We start from the raw sequence: 20,655 nt of genomic DNA, 5'->3' as shown, positions 1-20,655 counted from the left end.
CCCGTTTATGCCGTCGCGTCCGACATCGCGCCGAGCGACGCGTCGAACGCCCGTTGCAGCGCGTGCTGGTCGAGGTCTGCGCCGATCAGCACGAAGCGGCTCAACGCGCCGTCGCCATTTTCACCCGCTTGCCAGCGCCGGTCGAAGTAGCTGTCGAAGCGCCGGCCCACGCCCTGGATCACGAGACGCATCGCCGCGCCCTGCAGTGCCGCGAAGCCTTTGACACGGTAAATCGTGTGGGTTTCGACGAGTGTCTGCAAGGCGGCGAGCGCCGCGTCGCGCGACGGTACGGATGCCTGCACGACGACCGAATCGAATTCATCGTGGTGATGATCGGGGTCGTCGACGGAACCGTGGTGGTCGTGACGCAGGTGGATCGTCTCTTCCGACGCCGCTTCGAGGCCCAGCAGCGTATGCAGGTCGAGCTGTCCCCGCTGCGCGCGCACGATCTTCACCTGCGGCGGAATCTCCGCGCGGATCGCGGCTTCGACCTCGTGCTGCCGCGCGTCGTCGATCAGATCGGTCTTGTTCAGAATCACCAGATCGGCCGCCGACAACTGGTCTTCGAACAGCTCGTGCAGCGGCGACTCGTGATCGAGATTCGGATCGGCCTTGCGCTGCGCATCGACGGCGAGCGGGTTATCGGCGAACTGGCCGCTCGCGGCGGCCGGGCCGTCCACCACCGTCACCACCGCGTCGACCGTGAAGCCGTTGCGGATTTGCGGCCAGTTGAACGCCTGCACGAGCGGCTTCGGCAACGCCAGGCCCGACGTTTCGATCAGCACGTGATCGAGTTCGTCGCGGCGTCCCGCGAGCTTCTCCATCACCGGGAAAAACTCTTCCTGCACGGTGCAGCACAAACAACCGTTCGCGAGTTCATACAATTGCCCTTCGGTCTCGACGCCGTTTTCATCGCAACCGATGCCGCAGCCCTTGAGGATTTCGCCGTCGATGCCGAGCTCGCCGAACTCGTTGACGATCACCGCGATGCGCTTGCCGCCCGCATGCTGAAGAATGTGCCGCAGCAGCGTGGTTTTGCCGCTGCCGAGAAAGCCCGTGACGATCGTGACGGGGATCTTGCGCAATTGAGTTTGCATCGTGAGGTCCATCCCTTGGCGTTGATCGGTATGCCGGAAAGTCCGCGCGTGGGTCCGCGTCGGCTGGCGAATGGAGCGAATGAAACACGCGCAGCAGTACCAGGATCACCAGACACGGGGACGAACGACGGCATTGCCGCGACAACGGAAATACAGAAAGCGGAACTGAGGTCATGAACGCGCCACCGCATCCCCGCGGCGGTCGTTCTGCTTCTTTGGGCCGGTATCCGGGCTGGCGAAAGCGCCGCTTCCCCTTCCCGGCCGAGTGGTTTCTCGTCCAGTGGTGAAATGTCCATGCGACCTTGCGCGCGGACATCGAAGCCGGCACTGCGGTGCCCGGCTATCAAGCCGGAACCGCTTTTCGCTTACCGTTGCGGGGACAGCACAGGTTAGCCGCTCCAGAGCAGGTGGCTCCCTGTTTCCCGTTTAACTGCATGCGCACGAGCGCGCACGCGAGCACCCAAAGTGCGTGCGAGTGTAGGCCCGCGGACATGCGCAGTCAAGGAACGCACAGAGCCGGAAAGCGCCGCCGTGGCTTATCCGGCAAGGCGCCATGTGCTATCGTATGCGCGCGTTTGGTGCCCGCACATGCGCTCGCGTGTGCAGTTAAACGGGAAACAGGCAGCGCCTCGCGCGTTCAACCTGTGCTGTCCCCGCAACGGTAAGCGACCTGCGGCGCGCGATTCGATTCGCCTTCGATTCCGACGTGCCGCGCATGCGTTTTTTGATGCCACTGTCCCGCGAATCCACCAACCGGGACGGGAAGGCGAAGCGCATGAGGCCGCCAGCCCGGATACCGGCCAGACGCGGAGGCGGTGTCGCATTGCATCCGTGCATCACGTGGCGCCGCCGGCCGCCGGAATCCGCGGGGAACGGATGTGAAGGCGTAGCAGCGCGGCATCGCGCGTGCCCGGATTCGCAGTTCCGCATGACCTCTATATTCACCGCCGCGCGCGCTGTCGCACGCCGCTTCTCTTCTTCCATCACCGCATGGCGCGCGCCATGCACGCCGCGATGACGCGCGCCTGGCTGATCGGCGCCGGTCCCGGCGACGTCGAACTGATGACGCTGAAGGCCACCCGCGCGCTCGCGCAGGCCGATGTCGTGCTCGTCGACGATCTGGTGAATCCAGACGTGCTGCAGTTCGCACGCGCCGACGCGCAAGTCGAGTACGTCGGCAAACGCGGCGGCCATCCGTCGACGCCGCAAGCCGACATCGTCGCGCAAATGCTCGGGCTTCTGCGCGCGGGGCGCAGCGTCGCGCGGCTCAAGGGCGGCGATCCGTTCGTGTTCGGCCGCGGCGGCGAAGAGTTGCAGGCGCTACGGGCCGCCGGTATCGAAGTCGACGTGATCAACGGCATCACGGCCGGCATCGCGGCGCCCGCGGCGCTCGGTATCGCGGTCACGCATCGTGCTCACTCGCAGGGCGTCGTGTTCGTCACCGGCCACGGCGCCGGCAGTGGCGAACCGGACTGGGCCGCGCTCGCCGCGACGCGCATGACGCTGGTGATCTACATGGGCATGCGCCGGCTCGGCGAGATCGCCCGCGCATTGCTCGCGGCCGGCATGTCCGCCGACACGCCGTGCGCGGCGATCGAGTCGGCGACGCGGCCTGAGCAGCGTCATGCGCTCGCGCCGCTTCGCGAGTTCGCCGAGGCGGTGGCGCGCGCGGGACTCGGCTCGCCGGCGATCGTCGTGATCGGCGGTGTGGCGTCGCTCGCACTGGCGCGTGATGCGGCCAAACGCGACGCCGGCTTTGCTCACGAACTGGCAGCGAGCGCGACGCGACACGGACTCGGACGCGCGATCAAAACGCTGAGCGTCGGCATCGGTTGCCGCTTGCACAGCGAAGCCGCTGAGATCGAAGCCGCGGTGCGCGCAGCGCTCGGATCGAATGCCTTCGAGCAGATCCACGCCATCGCGACGATCGACACCAAAGCCAACGAAGCAGGCCTGCTCGAATTCTGCTCGCGCCATCAACTGCCGCTGCAATTGTTCAGCCGCGAGCAGATCGCCGCGGTACCGGTCGCGTCGCCGTCGGCGGCGGCAAACGTGCATCTCGGCGTCGATGGTGTGTGCGAGCCGTGCGCGCTGCTGGCGGCAGCGGCGCCGGACTCCACCACAACCGCGCGAAACGCGCGTCTAATCGTACGCAAGACCGCGCACGCCGGCATCACGGTGGCGATCGCAGCGGCGAACAACGCTGCCCTTGGCGACGCGCCCCCATCCCATCCCGCCTCTCAAGACCAGGACCCTCGATGAAAACCGATCCGGAATCGCATCAACGCATGACCGAACGCCGCCGCGAAGGCCACGAAAAGAAGCAGGCCAGCGCGACCATCGAAAAAGGCCTGCTGATCGTCAACACCGGCACCGGCAAGGGCAAGAGCACGGCCGCGTTCGGCATGGCCGTGCGGGTGCTCGGCCACGGCATGCGGCTCGGCGTCGTGCAGTTCATCAAGGGCGCGCTGCATACGTCGGAGCGCGATTTCCTCGGCGCGATCGCGCAATGCGATTTCGTTACGATGGGCGACGGCTACACGTGGAACACGCAAAACCGCGAGGCCGACATGGCGACCGCGCGCAAAGGCTGGAACGAAGCGCGGCGGATGATCGAAAGCGGCGACTACCAGATGGTGATCCTCGACGAGCTGAACACCGTGCTGAAGTACGAATACCTGCCGCTCGACGAAGTACTCGCGGTGATCAACGCGCGTGCGCCGATGTTGCACGTCGTCGTGACCGGACGCCATGCGCCGGACGCGCTGATCGAAGCCGCCGACCTCGTCACCGAAATGCGCGCGATCAAGCATCCGTATCGCGAGCAAGGTGTGAAGGCGCAGCGCGGCGTGGAGTTCTGAGCGATGTCGGCGTCCTACAACGGGGCTTCGTCCGGGGCGTCTCCCAAGGGGACCTGCTCCGCGGCGTCCCCCCAGGGGACTTCCTTCGGGGCGTGCCCCGCGCTGTTCATCAGCGCGCCCGCGTCGGGACAAGGCAAAACCACGATCACAGCCGGTCTCGCGCGCTATCACCGGCGGCTCGGACGTCGCGTGCGCGTGTTTAAGACCGGACCGGATTTTCTCGATCCGATGATTCTCGCGCGCGCGAGCGGCTCCCCGGTGCTGTCGCTCGATCTGTGGATGGTCGGCGAAAGCGCATGCCGGAACCTGCTCGCGCGGGCGGCGCAAGAAGCCGATCTGATCCTGATCGAAGGCGTGATGGGCCTGTTCGACGGCACACCGAGCAGCGCCGATCTGGCGACCACGTTCGGCGTACCGGTGCTCGCGGTGATTTCCGCGCAGGCGATGGCGCAGACCTTCGGGGCGCTCGCGTTCGGCCTTGCGCGCTTCAGGCCGCAACTGCCGTTTCATGGTGTGCTCGCGAATCGCGTCGGCTCCGTCCGGCACGCGCAAATGCTGCAGGAGGCGCTGCCGCCCGGGTTGCGCTGGTGCGGCCACCTCGCCGCAAGCGACGAGATCACGCTGCCCGACCGCCACCTCGGCCTACACCAGGCCGATGAAATCGACGATCTCGAAGCGCGCCTCGAACGCGCGGCGGATACGCTCGCATCGACCGCGCTCGCCGAACTGCCGCCGCCGGTCGATTTCGGCGTGCCCTCGCCCGAAGTTCTGCTGCGTCTGCTCGAAGGCAAGCACATCGCGATCGCGCGCGACGCCGCGTTCTCATTCATCTATCCGGCCAACGTCGCGCTGCTCGAAGCGCTCGGCGCGCGGCTCAGCTATTTCTCGCCGCTTGCCGACGAAGCGTTGCCCGCAGGCACGCACGCGCTTTATCTGCCGGGCGGGTATCCCGAGTTGCATCTGGCGACGCTCGCGGGCAACTTGACCAGCGCGGCATCGATCCGCGCGCACGTCGAGGCGGACAACCCGGTGGTCGCCGAATGCGGCGGCATGCTCTATCTGCTCGACACGCTGACCGACGCGCAAGGCACTAGCACGCCGATGCTGGGCCTGCTGCCCGGTCACGCGACGATGCAAACGCGCTTCACGTCGCTCGGCATGCAGCAGATCGATGGCGTCCACGGCACGCTGACCGGCCACACGTTCCACTACTCGAAGCTCGCGACGCCGCTCGCGCCGCAGCGCTTCGCCACGCGCGCGCACAGCGACACGCCCGGCGAAGCGGTGTTCCGCGTGGGCCCGATTGTGGCAACCTATATGCACGCTTACTGGCCCTCCAACCCGGCTTTCACGGCCGCCCTCTTTCATGGCGAAGCCTTTTGACGACTCCGAGCGCGATGCGGTCTATCGCGCGATTTACGAACGCCGCGACATGCGCCACTTCATGCCCGATCCGGTCGATCCGGCGGTGCTGCGGCGTCTGCTCGACGCGGCGCATCACGCGCCGAGCGTCGGCTACATGCAGCCGTGGCGCATCGTGCGCATCACCGACGCGGCGCTGCGCACGGGCTTGCGCGACATCGTCGAGCGCGAACGGCTCGCCACCGCCGACGCGCTCGGCAAGCGCCGTGACGAGTTCATGAAGCTGAAGGTGGAAGGCATGCGCGAATGCGCGGAGCTGCTGGTGATCGCGTTGATGGACGGGCGCGAGCGACACGTCTTCGGCCGCCGCACGCTGCCGGAGATGGATCTCGCGTCGGTCGCGTGCGCGATCCAGAACATGTGGCTCGCCGCGCGCGCGGAAGGACTCGGGCTTGGTTGGGTGTCGCTATTCGATGTCGACGCGGTGCACCAGCTACTGGCGATGCCGGAAGGCGCGCGGCCGGTCGCGATTCTGTGCCTCGGCCACGTCGCTGCGTTCTATAGCGAGCCGATGCTCGAAACGCAGCGCTGGGCGAGCCGTCTGCCGCTCGCCGATTGCGTCTTCGAAAACCGCTGGCCGCGAGACGAGCCGGCGCAGGAATAACTGATATTCGCGGCCCCGGCGACCCGAGGCTGCGTTTTAACGCTGCAGCGGCTCCATCGAGTCGACGTTCGGCACACCGCTCGTCTTGTCGATGCTGAGCTTCACACGCCAGTCGGCCGGCGCATCGAACGGCAGCTTCGCGAGCGCGATTTTCACGAGCAACGGCAGTGCATGCAGCGGATCCGCATCGCGATCCATGAACACCGCGCCGACCTTGTAGCGCTCGGTGCCGCTCGCATAGTCGAAAAAGCGCAGCGTCAGCGCGTGCTGATACTTGCGCCCAAACAGCAGCGCGCCTGGACCGTCGCCGCCCGCGCCGCAATCGGCGGGCGCGCAATCCTCACCGCCGATGCCGATCGACGCCGGCCGCGTGCCATACGCCATCGACAGCAGATAATGCGCGGGCTTGCCCGCCGTATCGACGAACCCGTGTTTCGCCAACTCGTCGCGCAACAGCTTTTCGACTTGCGGATGGTCGGCGCTGTCGTCCTGCGACTGCGTGCGCGCGAGCGAATAGGTCTGCTCGCCTTGCAGCGCAACGGCGCGGTCGGCGCCGTTAGCGGAGACGGTGTGCACGTCGGCGCTCAGGCCCGCGCAAGCGGTGAGGCTCGCCGCGGCCAGCGCGGCACAGAGGTGAGCGATCTTTGCCATCTTTTATTTTCTCTCTAGTACATCGAATACATCAAAGGCGCATCAGGCGCGCGGTGCGATCGATTCGTCGAGGGACGCGTCGTCGAGCGCGGGCAGCCAGATCGTAAAGGCCGTCCCCTCGCCGGGCGCGCTGACGACTTCGACGCCGCCACCGTGGCGCGTGACGACGGTTTTGATGAACGCCATGCCGAGTCCCGCGCCGCCCACTTCCGGCCGCTGCGCCTCGTGAAAACGGCGAAAGCGCTCGAACAATCCCGCTTGCTGCTCCTCGGGAATGCCATAGCCCTGGTCGCGGATCGTGCACGACACGCGCGGCACCTCGCTGCCCGCGCGCTTTGCCGCCGGCTGGCCAGCGAAGCTGCACACGATGCGCGTGTCGGGCGGACTGTACTTGACCGCGTTGTTCAGGATATTGACGAGCGCGCGTGTCATCAGCGAGCGGTCGGCGCAGATCCAGGGATCGTCGTCGGCGTCGTCGCCGGTTTCGATATGCAGCGCGATACGCTTCGCATGCGCCTGCGGCCAGACCTCGTCGCTCGCGTCGATGACGAGTTCGGTCAGATTCAGCGGCTCAAGCACACAGGCCTGCGATTCGGCGCGCGCCAGTTGCACGAAGTCGTCGGCGAGCGTGAGCGCGCGCTGCGCGTAGCGTTCGATGCGCTCCAGCACGCTGCGCGCGAGCGCAGGCTCGGTTCGCGCGCGCTCGATCTCGACCAGCGCAATGATCGACGCCTGCGGCGAGCGCATGTCATGCGACAGCAGCCGCAGCGCGTCTTCGCGCTGACGCTCGGCCGCATGCAACGCCGACACGTCGACGAGACCGGCGATCCAGCCGGTCGTCTCGCCCTGCGCGTCCGTGCAGGTCGCATAGCGCAGCAGATGGTCGCGCTCGTTCGCGTCGCGCACCTCGACGCCCTGCGCCATCAGCGCCGCGAACTCGCCGCGCGTCGGATCGAGGAGCGCCGGCCAGTGCGCGTGCGCGGACAGATTGCGCTCGTTGTCCGTGGCCGCGCCGGTGTCGATCGTCTTCACGAGCGTGAGACCGCCGAGCACGCTCTGCATCGGCTGGCCCTCGGGCATCGGCGCGCCTAGCCGAGCGAAATGCGCTTTCGCCGCGTGATTCGCGATCAGCACGACGCCGGCCACGTCGCTGACGAGAATCGGCTCCGGCACGCTATCGAGGCTGTCCCACACGAAGCGCTTCATGTCCTGCACCCGTTGCGCGGCCTGAGCCATCAGCGCCATGTGCTGCGCGAGCACGTCGCCGCCGAACTCGCGGCGGCGCTTCGGCGTCTCGGGCAGCAGATGCGGCTCGTCGGCGAGACGCTGCAGTTCGCCGCGCAGATACGCCATCGTCATTTCGAGGCGTCGCCAATTCCAGATCGGATAGACGATCACGACGCCGAGGATCGCCGGCACCGGCGAAATCCACAGCCTGCCGCCGTACAGCAGCAGCGCGCTGCCGGTCGCGGCGAGCAGCACCAGCGCGCCGGTCAGCAACAACGAGCGGCGCGGCGACAGCACGAGGAAGCCGGCGAGCAGCGCGGCGAGCGGCCCGAGCGCCGCCGCGAACACCACCCACAGCGCGACCGGCTGGATCTCGCGGCCGCTCAGCAGCGTGTCGAGCACGTTCGCGTGGATGTAGACACCGGGCAGCGGACCGAGCTCGCCCGATACCGGTGTCGCGAAGCGGTCGTACAGACCCGACGCCGTCACGCCGATCACGACGATGCGCCCGCGCAACCGATCGGCCGGCACCTTGCCGGCGAGCACGTCGGCGAAACTGAGCTTCGGGTAGTTCGCGGCGTTTGGGCCGAACGGAATCAGGAAGCGCTCTTCGCCGCCGTCGTCGCTGCCGCGCGCGGGCTCGTTCGAGAGGCGCGGCGGCAGGCCACCGCGCAGATGCAGCTTGCCGTGTTCGACCGCGTCGGCGACGAGCACCGTCAGTTGCGGCCAGCGAGAGCGCTCGTCGTCCTGGAAGCGCGCGACGCTGCGCACGATGCCGTCGCTGTCCACTTCGAAATTGATGTGACCGAGCCCGGCCGCAGCCTGCGCGAGCGGCGCGACGGGTTCATCGACGGTGCGGGCGCCGCTCGCGTCGGGCGGTGTCAGCAGCACGGGAAGATAGGTCGGGCTCAGCGCGATTGCGTGGGCGAGCTGGGCGTCGTCGGCGTTGGGCTCCGTGAACAGCACGTCGTAGATCACCGCGGCGGGTTTGGCCGCGGCGATCTGTTCGAGCAGCCGCGCATGCACGCCGCGCGGCCACGGCCAGCGGCCGAGCGCGTCGATGCTCGCGTTGTCGATCTCGACGACGACGAGGTCGGACAGCAGCGGCTGCTCGCGCAGCTTCAGAAACTCGTCGTACACCAGCTGATCGATCCCGACGCCGACGCGCCCGAACGACGTCAGCAAGATCACCACGAAGCCGAGACAGCCAACGCTGACCCACTCGATCAGAAAGCGCCGGCCGGCGCGCCGGCCGAGACGGGCGCGCGGATCGAGGCTCAGTCGCGTAGAAGTGGCGGGCAAGGGACGATGTAGTCGGGAACGGGAGGACGGACCGGCCAGCAGGCCGGCCCCGAGAATCTACCAGCGTCAGCGCGCAAGCGTAAAGGAGTGGACCGGACTGCTCTTTTCGTAGAAGCGGCCGTTGTCGAACTGCTCGGCGACGATCGTCCAGTAGTAGATGCCCGGAGGCAGATCGCTGATCACGAGTTCGCCGCCCGGCAGATCGGGGCGATCGATTACCGGATGACTCAGTTCGGCCGTGTTCGCGAGCAGGAAGCGGAAACGGGTCGGCACGTTGCTGTGGCTGACGAACCAGCGGAACTCGAAGTCGCGGCTACCCGCGCGCTGCGCGGCCGAAACGTCCAGCCCCAACTGGCGGCGCTCGAACGCGTACACGTTCGGCAGGCCGTCGAGACCGTTGCTATCGGTCGACGCGACGCGCACGAAGTACGTGCCGTCGGGCAGATCGCCGAAGTCGGCATGCGGCGCGCTCACGCGCAGGTCGCGCACCAGGTCCAGTTGATCGGCGTCGTGCGAAATCTGCAGCCGATAGCCGACCGCGTGCTCGGCCGGGTCGACGTCGAACGCGACACTCTTGCCGTCCTGCACGCGCGCCGGCCGCACGAGCGCAGGTGCGGGCAACAGCTGAACCGGACTGCCGACCGCGCCGCCCGAGTGCGTAACGTTGCCGAAGCTTGCGTTGACCAGCTGCTCGGACGCCGGCAACGGCCTGCCTGGCGCCGGCGCGGCGCTCTGGCCATGCTGCGTGGCCGGATCGACGCCGACCGCGCCGTCTAGCACCGCCACCGCGGTGGTTTGCGTGTCGCCGTCGTAATCGACGCGGAAACGCGTGCCGCGCACCCCGGCGACCACCGAAGGCGAACGGATCTGAAAGCGATCGTTGCGTCGCGTGGCATGCGTGACCTGGCTCTCGACCTCGCCGGCGCGCAGCTGAAAGATTCGATCGGCCACGCCGGTCAGCGTGACGTGCCGCAGTCTCTCGATATTGAGTTCGCCGTTCTGCGCGACCGTCACGTATGAGCCGTCGGGCAGCTCGAGCGTCGCGAACCCGTTTGCGCCGGTGCGCAAGCGATCGCCTTCGGCAAGCGTTTTACCGGTTTTCAGCGGCAGATAGGGGCTCGAGTCGAACGCGTGCTCGACCGGACCGCTGGTCGCGACCACGCGAGCCGTGTCCGGATCCTGGCGCAGCCTTCGGGACGGCAAACGCAGCACGATGCCGGCCGCCATGCGGCGCGGCGCGGGCACGTGATTGAGACTGCTCAACAGCGCCCAGTCGGTCGGATCGGCCATGTAGCGGGCGGCGATGTCATACAGCGTGTCGCCCTCGCGTGTCGTGTACGAAGCGTAGGCCGGCGCCGCCTTCGCTCCGGTCTTGCCGCGCGCGGGCTGCGCGTGCGCGAGCGCGCTCCAGCCGGTCGCGCCCGTTGCAATCAGACAGGCCGCGGCAAGCCACGCGGCGGCGCGGCGGCCGGGCATGGTGGCGCTGCCCGATGCCGCCCCATCCACGCAGACCGTCACGCTTCCCCCGCTTCTTCAGTGGGTTCGTCGTCGGCGGCCGGTGGCGTGTCGGTTTCGATCCGCTCGAGGCGGTAGCCATAGCCGTAGATCGGCGTGAGCCGATAACCGTGCTCGGGGCGCAGACCGAGCTTGCTGCGCAACATCGACACATGAGTGTCCATCGTGCGCGACGGGATGTCCGTGGCCTGCTTCCAGATCACGTCGAGAATGTGTGCGCGCGACAACGGCCGGCTCATATGCTGGAACAGCAGCAGCGCGAGTTCGAACTCTTTCTGCGTGACGGAGACCGGGGTGCCGCGGACCACGACGTGCTTGACGCTCAGGTCGAACTCGAAGTCGCCGAACACTTCCCTGGTTGCCGGCGGCTTCAGGTAATACGCGCGCCGCAGCAGCGAGCCAACCCGCGCGAGCAGCACGGCGCCCGACACGGGCTTGACGAGATAGTCGTCCGCACCTGTATTCAGAATCGAAGTGATGTCGGTTTCGCGGCTGCGGCTCGTCATGAACAGCACCGGCAGGCGCTCGGACAGGCTTTCGCGCACCCAGCGAAGCACTTCTTCGCCGGACATGTCGGGAACGTTCCAGTCGAGCACGAGCAGATCGAACGTCTGACGACGCAACTGGCGCACGAGTTCGCGCCCTGCGCCATACGCGTGACAGACGTGTCCAGCGGCGGACAGCGTTTGACACACAAGGTCGGCCTGAGCCGAATCATCATCGAGGACTGCAATTCTCATAACACCCCACAACGCAACAGCGCCTTCATGGCTGACGGCCGGTATACCGGCTGACGACCGGGATGACGGCGCAGCACCGCCGATCCGGCTACCCAAAAAATTCCGGCTGCTACTTTCTGATTAATGGTCCCTCTCCGTACCCCGCCATGACGCTGCTTTCATGAAACTGAAATCAGCGCATGAATCTAATTTCCATAGCGATTATGCAGGGCAGATCATGATAATCGAAAACCCTTTTTCTTCCCGCTTGCCGGCACCGGCAATCCGTCGCGAAAAACCCTAATCGGAAACGGCTGACGCGCTTTTCAGGTTTCTGGGGTCTGCCAGCACTGGCCGGCGCCAAGGAGGAGTGACACTGTGGACGGCAGATCCTTGCTGGAGCGGCTTTTTGACCACGCCCGTTTATCGGCCTTAAGATTCCCTTCAGGTACTCTTATTTAACAATTGCGTGTTCAGTATAAGAATAATCTCAAAAGAAATCGTTTAAACATTGTTAGATTTCGTCTCGGGCGAGTTGTCATTCGAGGCAATCGCCTTGGTCCGGAGTGCAACTCAAAGTCCTCGTTTTATATGAGGCATTCGACACTGCTTTACATTGTTGGCCGAGCGATGACGCGCCGCGAGACGGACCGTCAGCGGGTGATGCGCAGCGTTAGGGCCGCCGGCAAAAAAAATGCGGCGCTGCCCCTGTCGAAGCAACGCCGCTCACAAACACTACACACGCTCGCCGGGCTCTAACCGCACGAGTAACGTCAATTTAGCCCGGAGAAAAGCCCTGCTCAAGATGAAAGAACTTCCTTTGTAACCGTTGGCGAAGTAGTTATTACGCGCCGTACCAGCGCGCGCGACGCGGAAGTCTTACACAGCGCGAGTTCGAAATTGGTATGAGTTGAAGCCCCCAATCGACGGTAATTTACATACACAGATGTTTGGTTACAGTGTGGCCCCCATTGGCGTTGCTGCGGCGCGTCAGATTTCCCACTTGCGTGCCTGCGTGGCCCGTCTGCGTTGCCTCGTTCGGTCGCTTGCTCGCGCGGTCAACGCGCGCCTTCGATGTCCGGCATCGGCGCGAACAGCGCGTCGAGGTCGTCGTCCGAGAACTTCGCGGCGCCGGCCGCATCTTCCGTGAGAATGCTGTCGGCGAGCCCGGCCTTGTGCTCCTGCAACGCGACGATCTTTTCCTCGATGCTGCCGGCCGCGATCAACTTGTACACGAATACCGGCTTGTCCTGTCCCAGCCGATGCGCGCGGTCGGTCGCCTGGTTCTCGGCGGCCGGATTCCACCACGGATCGTAGTGGATCACCGTGTCGGCGGCGGTCAGGTTCAGCCCCACGCCGCCGGCCTTCAGGCTGATCAGGAACAGCGGCACCTCGCCCTGCTGGAACCGCTCGACCGGGCTCACGCGATCGGTCGTGTCGCCCGTCAGCATGACGTACGGGATCGCGGCTTCGTCGAGCGCCTCGGCGATCAGCGCGAGCATGCCGGTGAACTGCGAGAACAGCAGCACGCGGCGTCCCTCCTCGATCAGCTCGGGCAGCATCGACAGCAGCAGATCGAGCTTGGCCGAGCGCATCGCGCGCTCGCCGCCGCCCGTGGCAGCGCCGTCCGCGATACCGCTGGCGGTGCGCACGAGCCGTGGATCGCAGCACACCTGGCGCAGCTTCAGCAACGCATCGAGCACGATGATGTGGCTGCGCGCGAGCCCCTGCGCGCTGACCGCCGCGCGCACCTTCTGCTGCATCGCCGTGCGCACGGTTTCGTAAAGGTCGCGCTGCGCGCCTTCCAGATCGACCGGACACACGATCGTCGTCTTCGGCGGCAGCTCCTTCGCGACCTCGTCCTTGCGACGGCGCAGCATGAACGGCCGGATGCGGCGCGCGAGCAACGCGCGGCGCACGTCGTCGCCGTTCTTTTCGATCGGATTGCGCCAGCGTCGCGTGAAGTCCTTCTGGCTGCCAAGAAAACCCGGCAGCAGAAAATCGAACTGCGACCACAGCTCACCGAGATGATTTTCGAGCGGCGTGCCCGTCAGACACAGCCGATGCCGCGCGCGCAAGCCGCGAATCGCCTGGGCGGCTTTGGTGGTCGCGTTCTTCACGTACTGCGCCTCATCGAGAATCAGCAGATGATAGTCGTGCTCGGCGAGCACCTTCTGATCGCGCCACAACAGCGCATAAGTGGTCAGGATCAGCTCGTGTTCGCCGATCTGCTCGAAGCGCTCTTTCCTCTGCGGCCCGTTCAGCACCAGTACTTTCAGCTCCGGCGCAAAGCGGCGCGCTTCCTCGCGCCAGTTGTGCACGAGCGTGGTCGGCACGACGATCAGCGCGGGATGCTTGAGCCGCCCGGCCTCCTTCTCGGCGAGAACATGCGCGAGCGTCTGCACCGTTTTGCCGAGGCCCATGTCATCGGCAAGCACGCCGGCCAGATCCTGTTCGCGCAGGAACTGCATCCAGTTCAGGCCCTGGTGCTGGTAAGCGCGCAGCTCGGCCTTCAGCCCGCGCGGCACCGGCACTTCGCGCAGACCCGGACCGGCTTGCAGACGGCGTGCGAGCTCGCGGATCGAATCGTCGCCGCTGAACTGCCAGCGGCCGGTGTCGTGCAGCGCATCGAGGCGACCCGCATCGACCGCGGGCACGCGCAGCGGCGCGCCTTCGGCAAGCGCGCCGCCGAGCGAATCGAACAGATCGACCAGCACGCGCACCACCGGCTTCAGACGATCGGCGCGCAACCGCAGGCGCTTGTTCTCGTCGGTCTTCAGCTCGATCGGCTCGTCGTCTCGAATACTCTCCAGCGCGCCAGAGAGCCAGCGCCGGTCGCGCCGGAACAGATCGGCCAGCAGCGGTTCGAGCCGCACGTTGCGCTCGCCGACGCGGATGCCCATCTCCAGATCGAACCAGCCGTCGCCGGCCTGCTGCGCGGTGCCGTCGATCGCGTCGATCTCGATCACGTTGTAGCGGAACTCGGGCGCCATCGCCACGCGCCAGCCCTTCGCGACCAGTTCCGGCACCGCGTCGTTGACGAACTCGGACCACGCGTCGGTGTCGGGCAGACCGAGCATCGTGTCGGGCAACAGACGCGATGCATGCAGGTTGCGCGTCGGCACCTTTTGCAGACCGGTCTTGCGCAATTCCAGCAGACGCCTTTTCTCGGCGTCGTAGCGCCGGCGGATGTGAATCACGTCGCCGCCCGGCAGCGGCACCAGTGTCACGCTGCTGTCGGCGTTGATGCTGACACCGTCGTAGTCGAAGCTCGCGGCGGCCAGTTCCACCGCGGCGGACGAGCGCTCCGCGGCCTTCGGGGCCTTTGCGGTTTTCGCCGTTTTGATGCCTTTCCCCGCGCCCGGCAGCGCATGGCTGTTCAGCGTCAGCACCGGCACCGGTTCGACGTCGATCACCCGAATCGCGGGCGCGTCGTGGGTCGGCGGCAGCGGCAGCTCGGGCGCGATCTCGCGCAGCACCGACGCGACGAGCGGCGCCTCGGCGAGCGAGATCGGCGGCATCGCGAGGTAGTCGGGCAGTTGCTGGAACGGCAGCGACAGTGGCACGATGCCCGCCTCGTTGGCGACGCCGTCCACGTACCAGACCGGCTCGGTCGGCAGCACCATGCTCGCGCGCGGTTCGGTGCACAGTACCGGACGCAGGCGCTCGTCGGCGAGCGGCTCCCATTCGATGCGCCCGAGGCGGTCGGCGGCGCGCGCGAGCGGCGTCGGTCCGGCCTGGCCCGGCGCGATCCCGAAGTCGAAGAACAGGCGCCCGGTCGCGATCAGCTTGCGCAGCGTTTCCGCGCCACTCGTGCCTCGCAGCACGAACTGGCCCAAGTCCTCGCGCGAGCGACCGAGCCATAAGCCGCGGAGGATCGACAGGTCTTCGTCGGACACGAAGCGCGGCTGCCTGAGCAGCGCGCCTTCGACGTCGCCCCAACTGTCGCCGACTTCGACGATCACGCCGTCCGCGTCGCAACGCGCGCGATGCAGCACGACTTCGTGGCGCATATGAAAACGCGACCAGTTGAGCCGATAGGCGAGCGTATCCTTGCGCGTGGCGTCGACCTTCCGGGCGGCTTCTTTTTCGGCGGCGGCGTCGGCCGCGCGGGCGCGCGCGCGAAAACGCTCGAGCCAGCTGACCAGTTCCGGTCGCACCCCTTGAGATGAAGATGGAGACGGTGATGGCGCCGGCGGCGCGCCCGGCACCGTAATCCGCCGCGCGATGAACGCCTCCGACGTCGCCGGGTCACTGTCGTCCTCGACCTGCGTGATGTGATCCATCTCGTCGTGGTAGTCGAGTTCCGCGAGCAGCAGCGCCGCGACGTGCTTGCAATTGCGGCCGACCGGGCACGTGCATTTGCCTTCGGCCGACGGCGACCCGCCATCGGTACGAAAGCGAACCCGCGTCAGGTACGGCTGCGGCTGCGAGCCCTGCACGTCGCCCGACAGCGTGTCTCCCTGCCATTTGACGTTGCTGACCGCGCCCACTGAGCGCGCCTTGGCGACGGTGCTCTCACCGAGCCATTCCGCAATCCTTTCCCGATCGAAGAAAACTGATGACATCCGCGTGCATTCCTGTTCAAACCGGCGAAGGCAAGCGCGCATGGACCATGACGGGGCGCCGCGCGACGCCCGGCCGATTCTGTCCAGCTGCGATTTGCCAGTGATAACCGGCCATTTTACGCGTTGGACGAAAATCGCCGGGGCGGGCGATCTGGACAGTTCGGGAGCAGCCCGGTCAAGCCGCGGCTCGACCCATATTAGCGTTCGCCGCGGGCCATGCTGCCCCACACTCCGTCGCGCAGGATCAGCCCATGCAACAACGCCGCAGCCAGATGCAGCAGCACCGTCGCGAACAACGCCAACGCGAGCCACATATGCAGCGCGCGCAGCAGCGCGAACAGCGCGACGTCGTGCGGTGCGATCGGCGGCAGATGCAGCGGACCGAATAGCGTGACCGGATAGCCGGCCGCCGATAGCATCGCCCAGCCGATCAGCGGCATCGCGAGCATCAGCCCGTACAGCACGACGTGCGACGCATGCGCCGCGATTCGTTGCGGCTTCGACATGCGCGCGGGCAATGGCGGACTGCCGCGCATCACGCGCACCGCGAGCCGCACCAGCACGAGCAGCAGCAACGCGATGCCGAGCGGCCGATGCAGCGCGACCAACGCATCATGGGCACGCGATACCGTCGCCACCATGCCCACGCCGATAAACAGCATCGCGACGATCAGCGGCGCCATCGTCCAGTGCAGCAGCCGCGCGAGCGGACTGAAGCGAGTGCGGGTGCGCGTCATGAATGCTCTCCGTTCGGCTGGGTTCGATGGATCTCGGGATGCAGCGCCTCCTCGCGCGTGCGGCGTTGGAACGACTGTGCGTAGGCCGCAGAGCGCGCGGCGAGCAGCGGATCGTCCGATGGCGCGATGCCGGCGGGCACGATCGTCGGATCGAAGTTGATGTCGCGGCAGGCGCCGTCTTCCTGCGACGTCGTTCGTTCGATCACAAGCGTCCCCGCGTCGACGCGCTGGCGGTCGTCGGGCCATTGCAGCGTCGCGTCGCCGATCGGGTCGCCCGGTTGCGCGACGGTCAACAGCAGATGCCAGCGCAAGGGTCCGTGTTGCAGACGCTCGTCGAGATCGGCGGCGAGGAAGTTCTTTTCGGCCTGCTGCACCGCGGTGATCGGCGCGTAAGGCGTGTCGGGCACGACGGCCCAGCGCACGGCGCGCGTCGTGCCGTGGGCATCGGTAAACAGAAACGCGTCGATGCCGTAGTACGCGGCGTTCGCGAGGCTCGACGACGGTGCGTGCGACTTGACCCAGCGCTGGAACGGCTGCGTCTCGGGATTGGCCGCGTAGAACGCCTTCAGCTTCGCGGGGTCCGGTTTGCCGGTCGCAGGGTCGGGCTTCGTGGCCAGCAATTGCTGATAGAACTGCGCGGGCGTATGTACCGCGAACACCGGCGTCGAGTTCATGCCGGTACGCCATTGTTCGCCATCGCGAAGCCGGAACTGCAGCGCGAGACTGCGCACCGGCGAGCTCGTATCGGGCGCGGACGGATTGCCGCCGGGCACCGCGAAGCGACCCGACACCGGCGTGCGGCCCGGCGCGAACACTGCCGCGTGCGACAGCGCCGCGCCATTGCCGTTGCTGTCGAAATAGCCGTCGACGCACAGGCCCTTGGCGTGATTGCGTCGATAGCCGGGATGCGGGCCCGCGACCGCCTCGAACGTATCGATGATGCGTGGGGCGGTCAGACGCGCGGGCGTCAGCCACCCCGCGGTGTAGGCGAAGCCGCCCGCGAGCGCGAGCACGACCGCGCCGATCGCGGCGAGCCGGCATGGCACGCAGATCGGCCTCGGGTCGGTGCCGGCGGGGTTGGGTTTGGGTACGAAGGGTGGTGTCACGGATACTCCTTGCCGGATGGATCGATGATTCGATCGATGGGTCGATCGAATCATCGACCAACGCACGGGCGAACACGCCTCGCTACGGTCTATTCCATCCGGCCCCGGCGCGCACATTCAAACCCATTCGCGCGCCATTGGCCGATGCTGCTTCAATGGGTGCCAACGGCCGGCGCTCCCGAGTTCGCGACGTGGCTCGCGGCGACCGCCGCTTGTGCGGCGAGCGCCTGCTTGCGCTGCTCGACCTGACGTGCGAACACGGGACTGACATCGGGATACGACGCGTCGGTGATGTAGTCGAGACCGTTCTGCTGCGCCTCGATCAGTTCCTGGTACACCTGAGCACGTGTCTTGCCCTGCGCAAACGCGCTCGACGAAGCGGCGAGAACGACGAACGACAATGCAACGAACGAAAGCTTTTTCATGATCGACTCCTTGGAGAGTTGTGCGGGTTCGCACCAGGGAGAACCACGGGTGGGCAGCGTTTATTCCTGTATTCGCGGCGTGAAAAAAACATTGCCGGCGCGGGGAATAAATGTCCCCGCCGCCGTGTTTGCCGTCCGATAGCAGCAATCAAGACCGCGCATCATCATGACCTCGACTCACCGCCCCTCCGGCGCTCCGCTCTCCGAAGACGACATCCAGGCCTATGCGGACGGCACGCTGACGCCCGAACGCGCCGCGTCGCTGCGCGACTATCTCGGCAAGCATCCGGCGGAAGCACGGCGTGTCGCCTTTTACGACCGCTTGAACGCACAGATCCAGGCCACGTTTCAGACCGCCGAGGAGCCCGCGCCTGGGCACCTCGGCGGATCGCGCCCGCTGCACATGCGCCCGCAACCGGGTGGTCGCGCACGCCGAACGCTTGTCGCGCTCGTCGCGCTCGCGCTGATGCTGAGCGCCATCAGCGGTTGGCTCATGGCGACTCAGGTGTCGGCACGGGCGCTCGATAATGCCGCCGTGATGGCGCTCGCCGAAGCCACCGCACGGCCCTTTTCCTCGGCATTGCCGACGCGCGTCGATCCAGCCGCGCCGGATCTCGGCGCGATCGGCCTGCGCCTCGTCGAGCAACGCGTGCTGCGGCTCGGGCCACTGCAGCGCGCGGACGAACTCGTCTATCTGAACGGCGATCAGCAACCGGTGGTCGTGCTGTCGGCCGCGGCGCCGTTTGCGCGGGAAGAGCCGCAGTGGGCCGCGCGCCGCATCGGCGAGCTGCGGCTGTTGACGTGGACCGCGCGGCGGCAGCGATTCGTCGTCGCGGGCAATGCGCGCACTCACGGCCTGATGCGCGCCGCCGACGTGATGAGCGCCCGCTGACGCCGGTGCGCGCGGCCCTCGCGGAATAAAATGCGCTGACAGGTGTTTTCAGTTCGAACGCATCGTGCGACGGAAGCCTGCGCGACCGGACCGGCGCGTATCGATACCGACGCGAGTAAAGCCGATGCCACCCCTACGCCCCTTGACCCGGATCAACCATGGATGTCCGTGACGAGCTGATCGAGCACGTACCGCGTCTGCGGCGCTATGCGCGAGCGCTGATCAACAATCGGGAGCTCGCCGACGACCTCGTGCAGGACACGCTCGAGCGCGCGCTCGGCCGCACCCGTCTGTTCCAGCCGGGCACCGATCTGCGCGCGTGGCTGTTCACGATCATGCACAACGTCTTCGCGAATCAGGCGCGCAAGGCGTCGGCGCGCGCGGTCCATATTGCGGTCGACGACGACAGCATCGCCGAAAGCGAGCTCGCGGTGCCGTCGGGCCAGACGCGTTCGCTCGAAATGCGCGACCTCGACTACGCGTTGCAGCGGCTGCCGGTCGAACAGCGCGAGGTGGTGCTGCTGGTCGGTCTCGAGGAGATGAGCTATGCCGATGTCGCGCTCGCGCTGAACGTTCCGATCGGCACGGTGATGTCGCGGCTCTCGCGCGGACGCGAACGGCTGCGGGCTTTGATGGCGGGCGCCCAGCCCGGTGCGAAATTACAGGTGGTGCGATGAGCGAGCCGCAAATTCCGATCGGCGAAGAAGACTTGCACGCGTACGTGGACGGCACGCTGTCCGGCGAGCGGCGTGACGAGGTGGAGCGCGCGCTCGAACAGAATCCGGAGCTGGCCGCGCGCGTCAGCGATTACTTTTCGCTCAATGGTCTGCTTCACGAGCGCTACGACCGCGTGCTCAGCGAGCCCGTGCCGAAGCGTCTGCAGACCGGTGCGCCGCGCCGCGCGCGAGCGGCCGCGAACTGGCCGCGTTTTGCCGCGCAGTTCGCGGGCATGGCCGCGGCGCTCGTGCTCGGCGTGGGCATCGGCATGCACAGGAACGATCTGATTCCGCCGGTTGCGATCGAACGAACCGACCCAGGGGCCGAAACGCAAGCCGGAAATCGTCCGGTCAGCGCGGACAGCGCCGAGGGCTTCGCGCGCCAGGCGGCGCTCGCGCACGTCGTCTACATGCCGGCAATCGACCGGCCGAGCGACATGAGCGCCGATCGCGAGCAGGACTTCGTGCAATGGCTCGCGAACCGGCTCGGCACCGAGGTCCATCCGCCGATGCTGTCCAGGAGCGGATTCATGCTGTCGGGCGGCCGCCTGCTGCCCGGCGACGACGGTCCGACGGCCCAGTTCATGTATCGCGGACCGAACGGCGAGCGCGTCACGCTGTGCATCTCGCATCGTCGCGAGAACGCGAATACGACCGCGTTCAAGCTGTATCAGGCGGGGCCCGTCAACGTGTTCTATTGGGTCGACGGCGATTTTGGCTATGCGGTCTCGGGTGGGATCGATCGCAAGGAGCTGCTGCAGCTCGCGCATGATGTCTATGCGCAGTTGACGGGGGCCGCGCCCGGTTGAAGCG

The 20,655-nt window shown here is 66.8% G+C and carries 16 protein-coding genes, 1 pseudogene and 2 riboswitches; of the genes and pseudogenes, 8 read left to right on the top strand and 9 right to left on the bottom strand.

The genetic code is table 11. The annotated features are described in order from the left end of the window. Nucleotides 1–5 precede the first annotated feature (5 nt). Complete coding sequence (gene cobW / locus HDG39_RS22080) at nucleotides 6–1,097, bottom strand: cobalamin biosynthesis protein CobW (RefSeq protein WP_311666988.1); 1,092 nt, start codon at nucleotides 1,095–1,097, stop codon at nucleotides 6–8. A gap of 201 nt (nucleotides 1,098–1,298) precedes the next feature. Then, nucleotides 1,299–1,576, bottom strand: a riboswitch (cobalamin riboswitch). A gap of 80 nt (nucleotides 1,577–1,656) precedes the next feature. After that, nucleotides 1,657–1,916: riboswitch (cobalamin riboswitch) on the top strand. Nucleotides 1,917–2,111: 195 nt separating this feature from the next. Between cobW and cobA the strand changes: the two are divergent. The 5 genes and pseudogenes from cobA to bluB form a co-directional block, all read left to right on the top strand. After that, nucleotides 2,112–2,849, top strand: a pseudogene (gene cobA, locus HDG39_RS35650) (uroporphyrinogen-III C-methyltransferase); the annotation flags it as partial. Between the two features lie 15 nt (nucleotides 2,850–2,864). Continuing rightward, nucleotides 2,865–3,359 carry a cobalamin biosynthesis protein gene (locus HDG39_RS35645; RefSeq protein WP_409339021.1) on the top strand — a complete coding sequence of 165 codons (495 nt, stop codon included), beginning with the start codon at nucleotides 2,865–2,867 and terminating at the stop codon, nucleotides 3,357–3,359. Then, complete coding sequence (cobO, locus tag HDG39_RS22070) at nucleotides 3,356–3,958, top strand: cob(I)yrinic acid a,c-diamide adenosyltransferase (protein WP_184008576.1); 603 nt, start codon at nucleotides 3,356–3,358, stop codon at nucleotides 3,956–3,958. The genes HDG39_RS35645 and cobO overlap by 4 nt, the downstream gene beginning before the upstream one ends. Nucleotides 3,959–3,961: 3 nt before the next feature. Next, nucleotides 3,962–5,341: a cobyrinic acid a,c-diamide synthase CobB gene (locus HDG39_RS22065; protein ID WP_260328158.1), complete on the top strand. Its 1,380-nt coding sequence runs from the start codon at nucleotides 3,962–3,964 to the stop codon at nucleotides 5,339–5,341. Beyond that, a complete protein-coding gene (gene bluB, locus HDG39_RS22060) occupies nucleotides 5,325–5,984 on the top strand; it encodes a 5,6-dimethylbenzimidazole synthase (protein ID WP_184008574.1) in 660 nt (219 codons plus the stop codon). The genes HDG39_RS22065 and bluB overlap by 17 nt, the downstream gene beginning before the upstream one ends. Nucleotides 5,985–6,020: 36 nt before the next feature. Here the strand turns inward: bluB and HDG39_RS22055 are convergent, their stop codons facing one another. The 8 genes from HDG39_RS22055 to HDG39_RS22020 all read right to left on the bottom strand — a co-directional run bounded on the left by HDG39_RS22055 (nucleotide 6,021) and on the right by HDG39_RS22020 (nucleotide 18,234). Beyond that, complete coding sequence (locus HDG39_RS22055; RefSeq protein ID WP_184008572.1) at nucleotides 6,021–6,635, bottom strand: DUF4136 domain-containing protein; 615 nt, start codon at nucleotides 6,633–6,635, stop codon at nucleotides 6,021–6,023. 42 nt (nucleotides 6,636–6,677) lie between these two features. After that, nucleotides 6,678–9,164, bottom strand: a complete 2,487-nt coding sequence (locus tag HDG39_RS22050) for a CHASE2 domain-containing protein (RefSeq protein WP_184008570.1) — start codon at nucleotides 9,162–9,164, stop codon at nucleotides 6,678–6,680. A 66-nt stretch (nucleotides 9,165–9,230) separates the two neighbouring features. Beyond that, nucleotides 9,231–10,682: a FecR family protein gene (locus HDG39_RS22045; protein ID WP_184008568.1), complete on the bottom strand. Its 1,452-nt coding sequence runs from the start codon at nucleotides 10,680–10,682 to the stop codon at nucleotides 9,231–9,233. Then, nucleotides 10,679–11,419 carry a response regulator transcription factor gene (locus tag HDG39_RS22040; protein WP_184008566.1) on the bottom strand — a complete coding sequence of 247 codons (741 nt, stop codon included), beginning with the start codon at nucleotides 11,417–11,419 and terminating at the stop codon, nucleotides 10,679–10,681. The genes HDG39_RS22045 and HDG39_RS22040 overlap by 4 nt, the downstream gene beginning before the upstream one ends. Before the next feature lie 1,037 nt (nucleotides 11,420–12,456). Beyond that, on the bottom strand, nucleotides 12,457–15,966 hold the full coding sequence (locus HDG39_RS22035) for a DEAD/DEAH box helicase (protein WP_184008564.1): 3,510 nt from the start codon (nucleotides 15,964–15,966) through the stop codon (nucleotides 12,457–12,459). A 197-nt stretch (nucleotides 15,967–16,163) separates the two neighbouring features. Further along, on the bottom strand, nucleotides 16,164–16,703 hold the full coding sequence (locus tag HDG39_RS22030; RefSeq protein WP_184008562.1) for a cytochrome b: 540 nt from the start codon (nucleotides 16,701–16,703) through the stop codon (nucleotides 16,164–16,166). Then, entirely contained in the window at nucleotides 16,700–17,809 is a 1,110-nt protein-coding gene (locus HDG39_RS22025) for a catalase family peroxidase (protein WP_311666994.1), read from the bottom strand. Before HDG39_RS22025 ends, HDG39_RS22030 begins: the two co-directional genes overlap by 4 nt. A gap of 152 nt (nucleotides 17,810–17,961) precedes the next feature. Next, nucleotides 17,962–18,234 (bottom strand): DUF4148 domain-containing protein, encoded by a 273-nt coding sequence (locus tag HDG39_RS22020; protein WP_184008560.1) that lies wholly within the window; start codon nucleotides 18,232–18,234, stop codon nucleotides 17,962–17,964. A gap of 166 nt (nucleotides 18,235–18,400) precedes the next feature. Here HDG39_RS22020 and HDG39_RS22015 point away from each other — a divergent pair, with 166 nt between their 5' ends. The 3 genes from HDG39_RS22015 to HDG39_RS22005 all read left to right on the top strand — a co-directional run bounded on the left by HDG39_RS22015 (nucleotide 18,401) and on the right by HDG39_RS22005 (nucleotide 20,651). Next, entirely contained in the window at nucleotides 18,401–19,126 is a 726-nt protein-coding gene (locus HDG39_RS22015; protein ID WP_184008558.1) for an anti-sigma factor family protein, read from the top strand. Between the two features lie 158 nt (nucleotides 19,127–19,284). After that, nucleotides 19,285–19,803 (top strand): sigma-70 family RNA polymerase sigma factor, encoded by a 519-nt coding sequence (locus tag HDG39_RS22010; protein WP_184008556.1) that lies wholly within the window; start codon nucleotides 19,285–19,287, stop codon nucleotides 19,801–19,803. Continuing rightward, the gene (locus HDG39_RS22005; protein WP_184008554.1) at nucleotides 19,800–20,651 is read left to right on the top strand and encodes an anti-sigma factor family protein; all 852 of its coding nucleotides are present in this window, start codon (nucleotides 19,800–19,802) and stop codon (nucleotides 20,649–20,651) included. The genes HDG39_RS22010 and HDG39_RS22005 overlap by 4 nt, the downstream gene beginning before the upstream one ends. Nucleotides 20,652–20,655 lie beyond the last annotated feature (4 nt).

Source organism: Paraburkholderia lebeckiae (genome assembly GCF_014201005.1).
Taxonomy (GTDB): domain Bacteria; phylum Pseudomonadota; class Gammaproteobacteria; order Burkholderiales; family Burkholderiaceae; genus Paraburkholderia; species Paraburkholderia tuberum.
The sequence above is the reverse complement of the archived record's forward strand: the minus strand, read 5'-3'. Positions and strand labels throughout refer to the sequence as shown.

Coding starts and splice junctions, on each gene's coding strand:
- cobW (WP_311666988.1), bottom strand. CDS start 1,097: ATGCAAACTCAATTGCGCAAGATCCCCGTCACGATCGTCACGGGCTTT.
- cobO (WP_184008576.1), top strand. CDS start 3,356: ATGAAAACCGATCCGGAATCGCATCAACGCATGACCGAACGCCGCCGC.
- HDG39_RS22065 (WP_260328158.1), top strand. CDS start 3,962: ATGTCGGCGTCCTACAACGGGGCTTCGTCCGGGGCGTCTCCCAAGGGG.
- bluB (WP_184008574.1), top strand. CDS start 5,325: ATGGCGAAGCCTTTTGACGACTCCGAGCGCGATGCGGTCTATCGCGCG.
- HDG39_RS22055 (WP_184008572.1), bottom strand. CDS start 6,635: ATGGCAAAGATCGCTCACCTCTGTGCCGCGCTGGCCGCGGCGAGCCTC.
- HDG39_RS22040 (WP_184008566.1), bottom strand. CDS start 11,419: ATGAGAATTGCAGTCCTCGATGATGATTCGGCTCAGGCCGACCTTGTG.
- HDG39_RS22035 (WP_184008564.1), bottom strand. CDS start 15,966: ATGTCATCAGTTTTCTTCGATCGGGAAAGGATTGCGGAATGGCTCGGT.
- HDG39_RS22030 (WP_184008562.1), bottom strand. CDS start 16,703: ATGACGCGCACCCGCACTCGCTTCAGTCCGCTCGCGCGGCTGCTGCAC.
- HDG39_RS22020 (WP_184008560.1), bottom strand. CDS start 18,234: ATGAAAAAGCTTTCGTTCGTTGCATTGTCGTTCGTCGTTCTCGCCGCT.
- HDG39_RS22015 (WP_184008558.1), top strand. CDS start 18,401: ATGACCTCGACTCACCGCCCCTCCGGCGCTCCGCTCTCCGAAGACGAC.
- HDG39_RS22010 (WP_184008556.1), top strand. CDS start 19,285: ATGGATGTCCGTGACGAGCTGATCGAGCACGTACCGCGTCTGCGGCGC.
- HDG39_RS22005 (WP_184008554.1), top strand. CDS start 19,800: ATGAGCGAGCCGCAAATTCCGATCGGCGAAGAAGACTTGCACGCGTAC.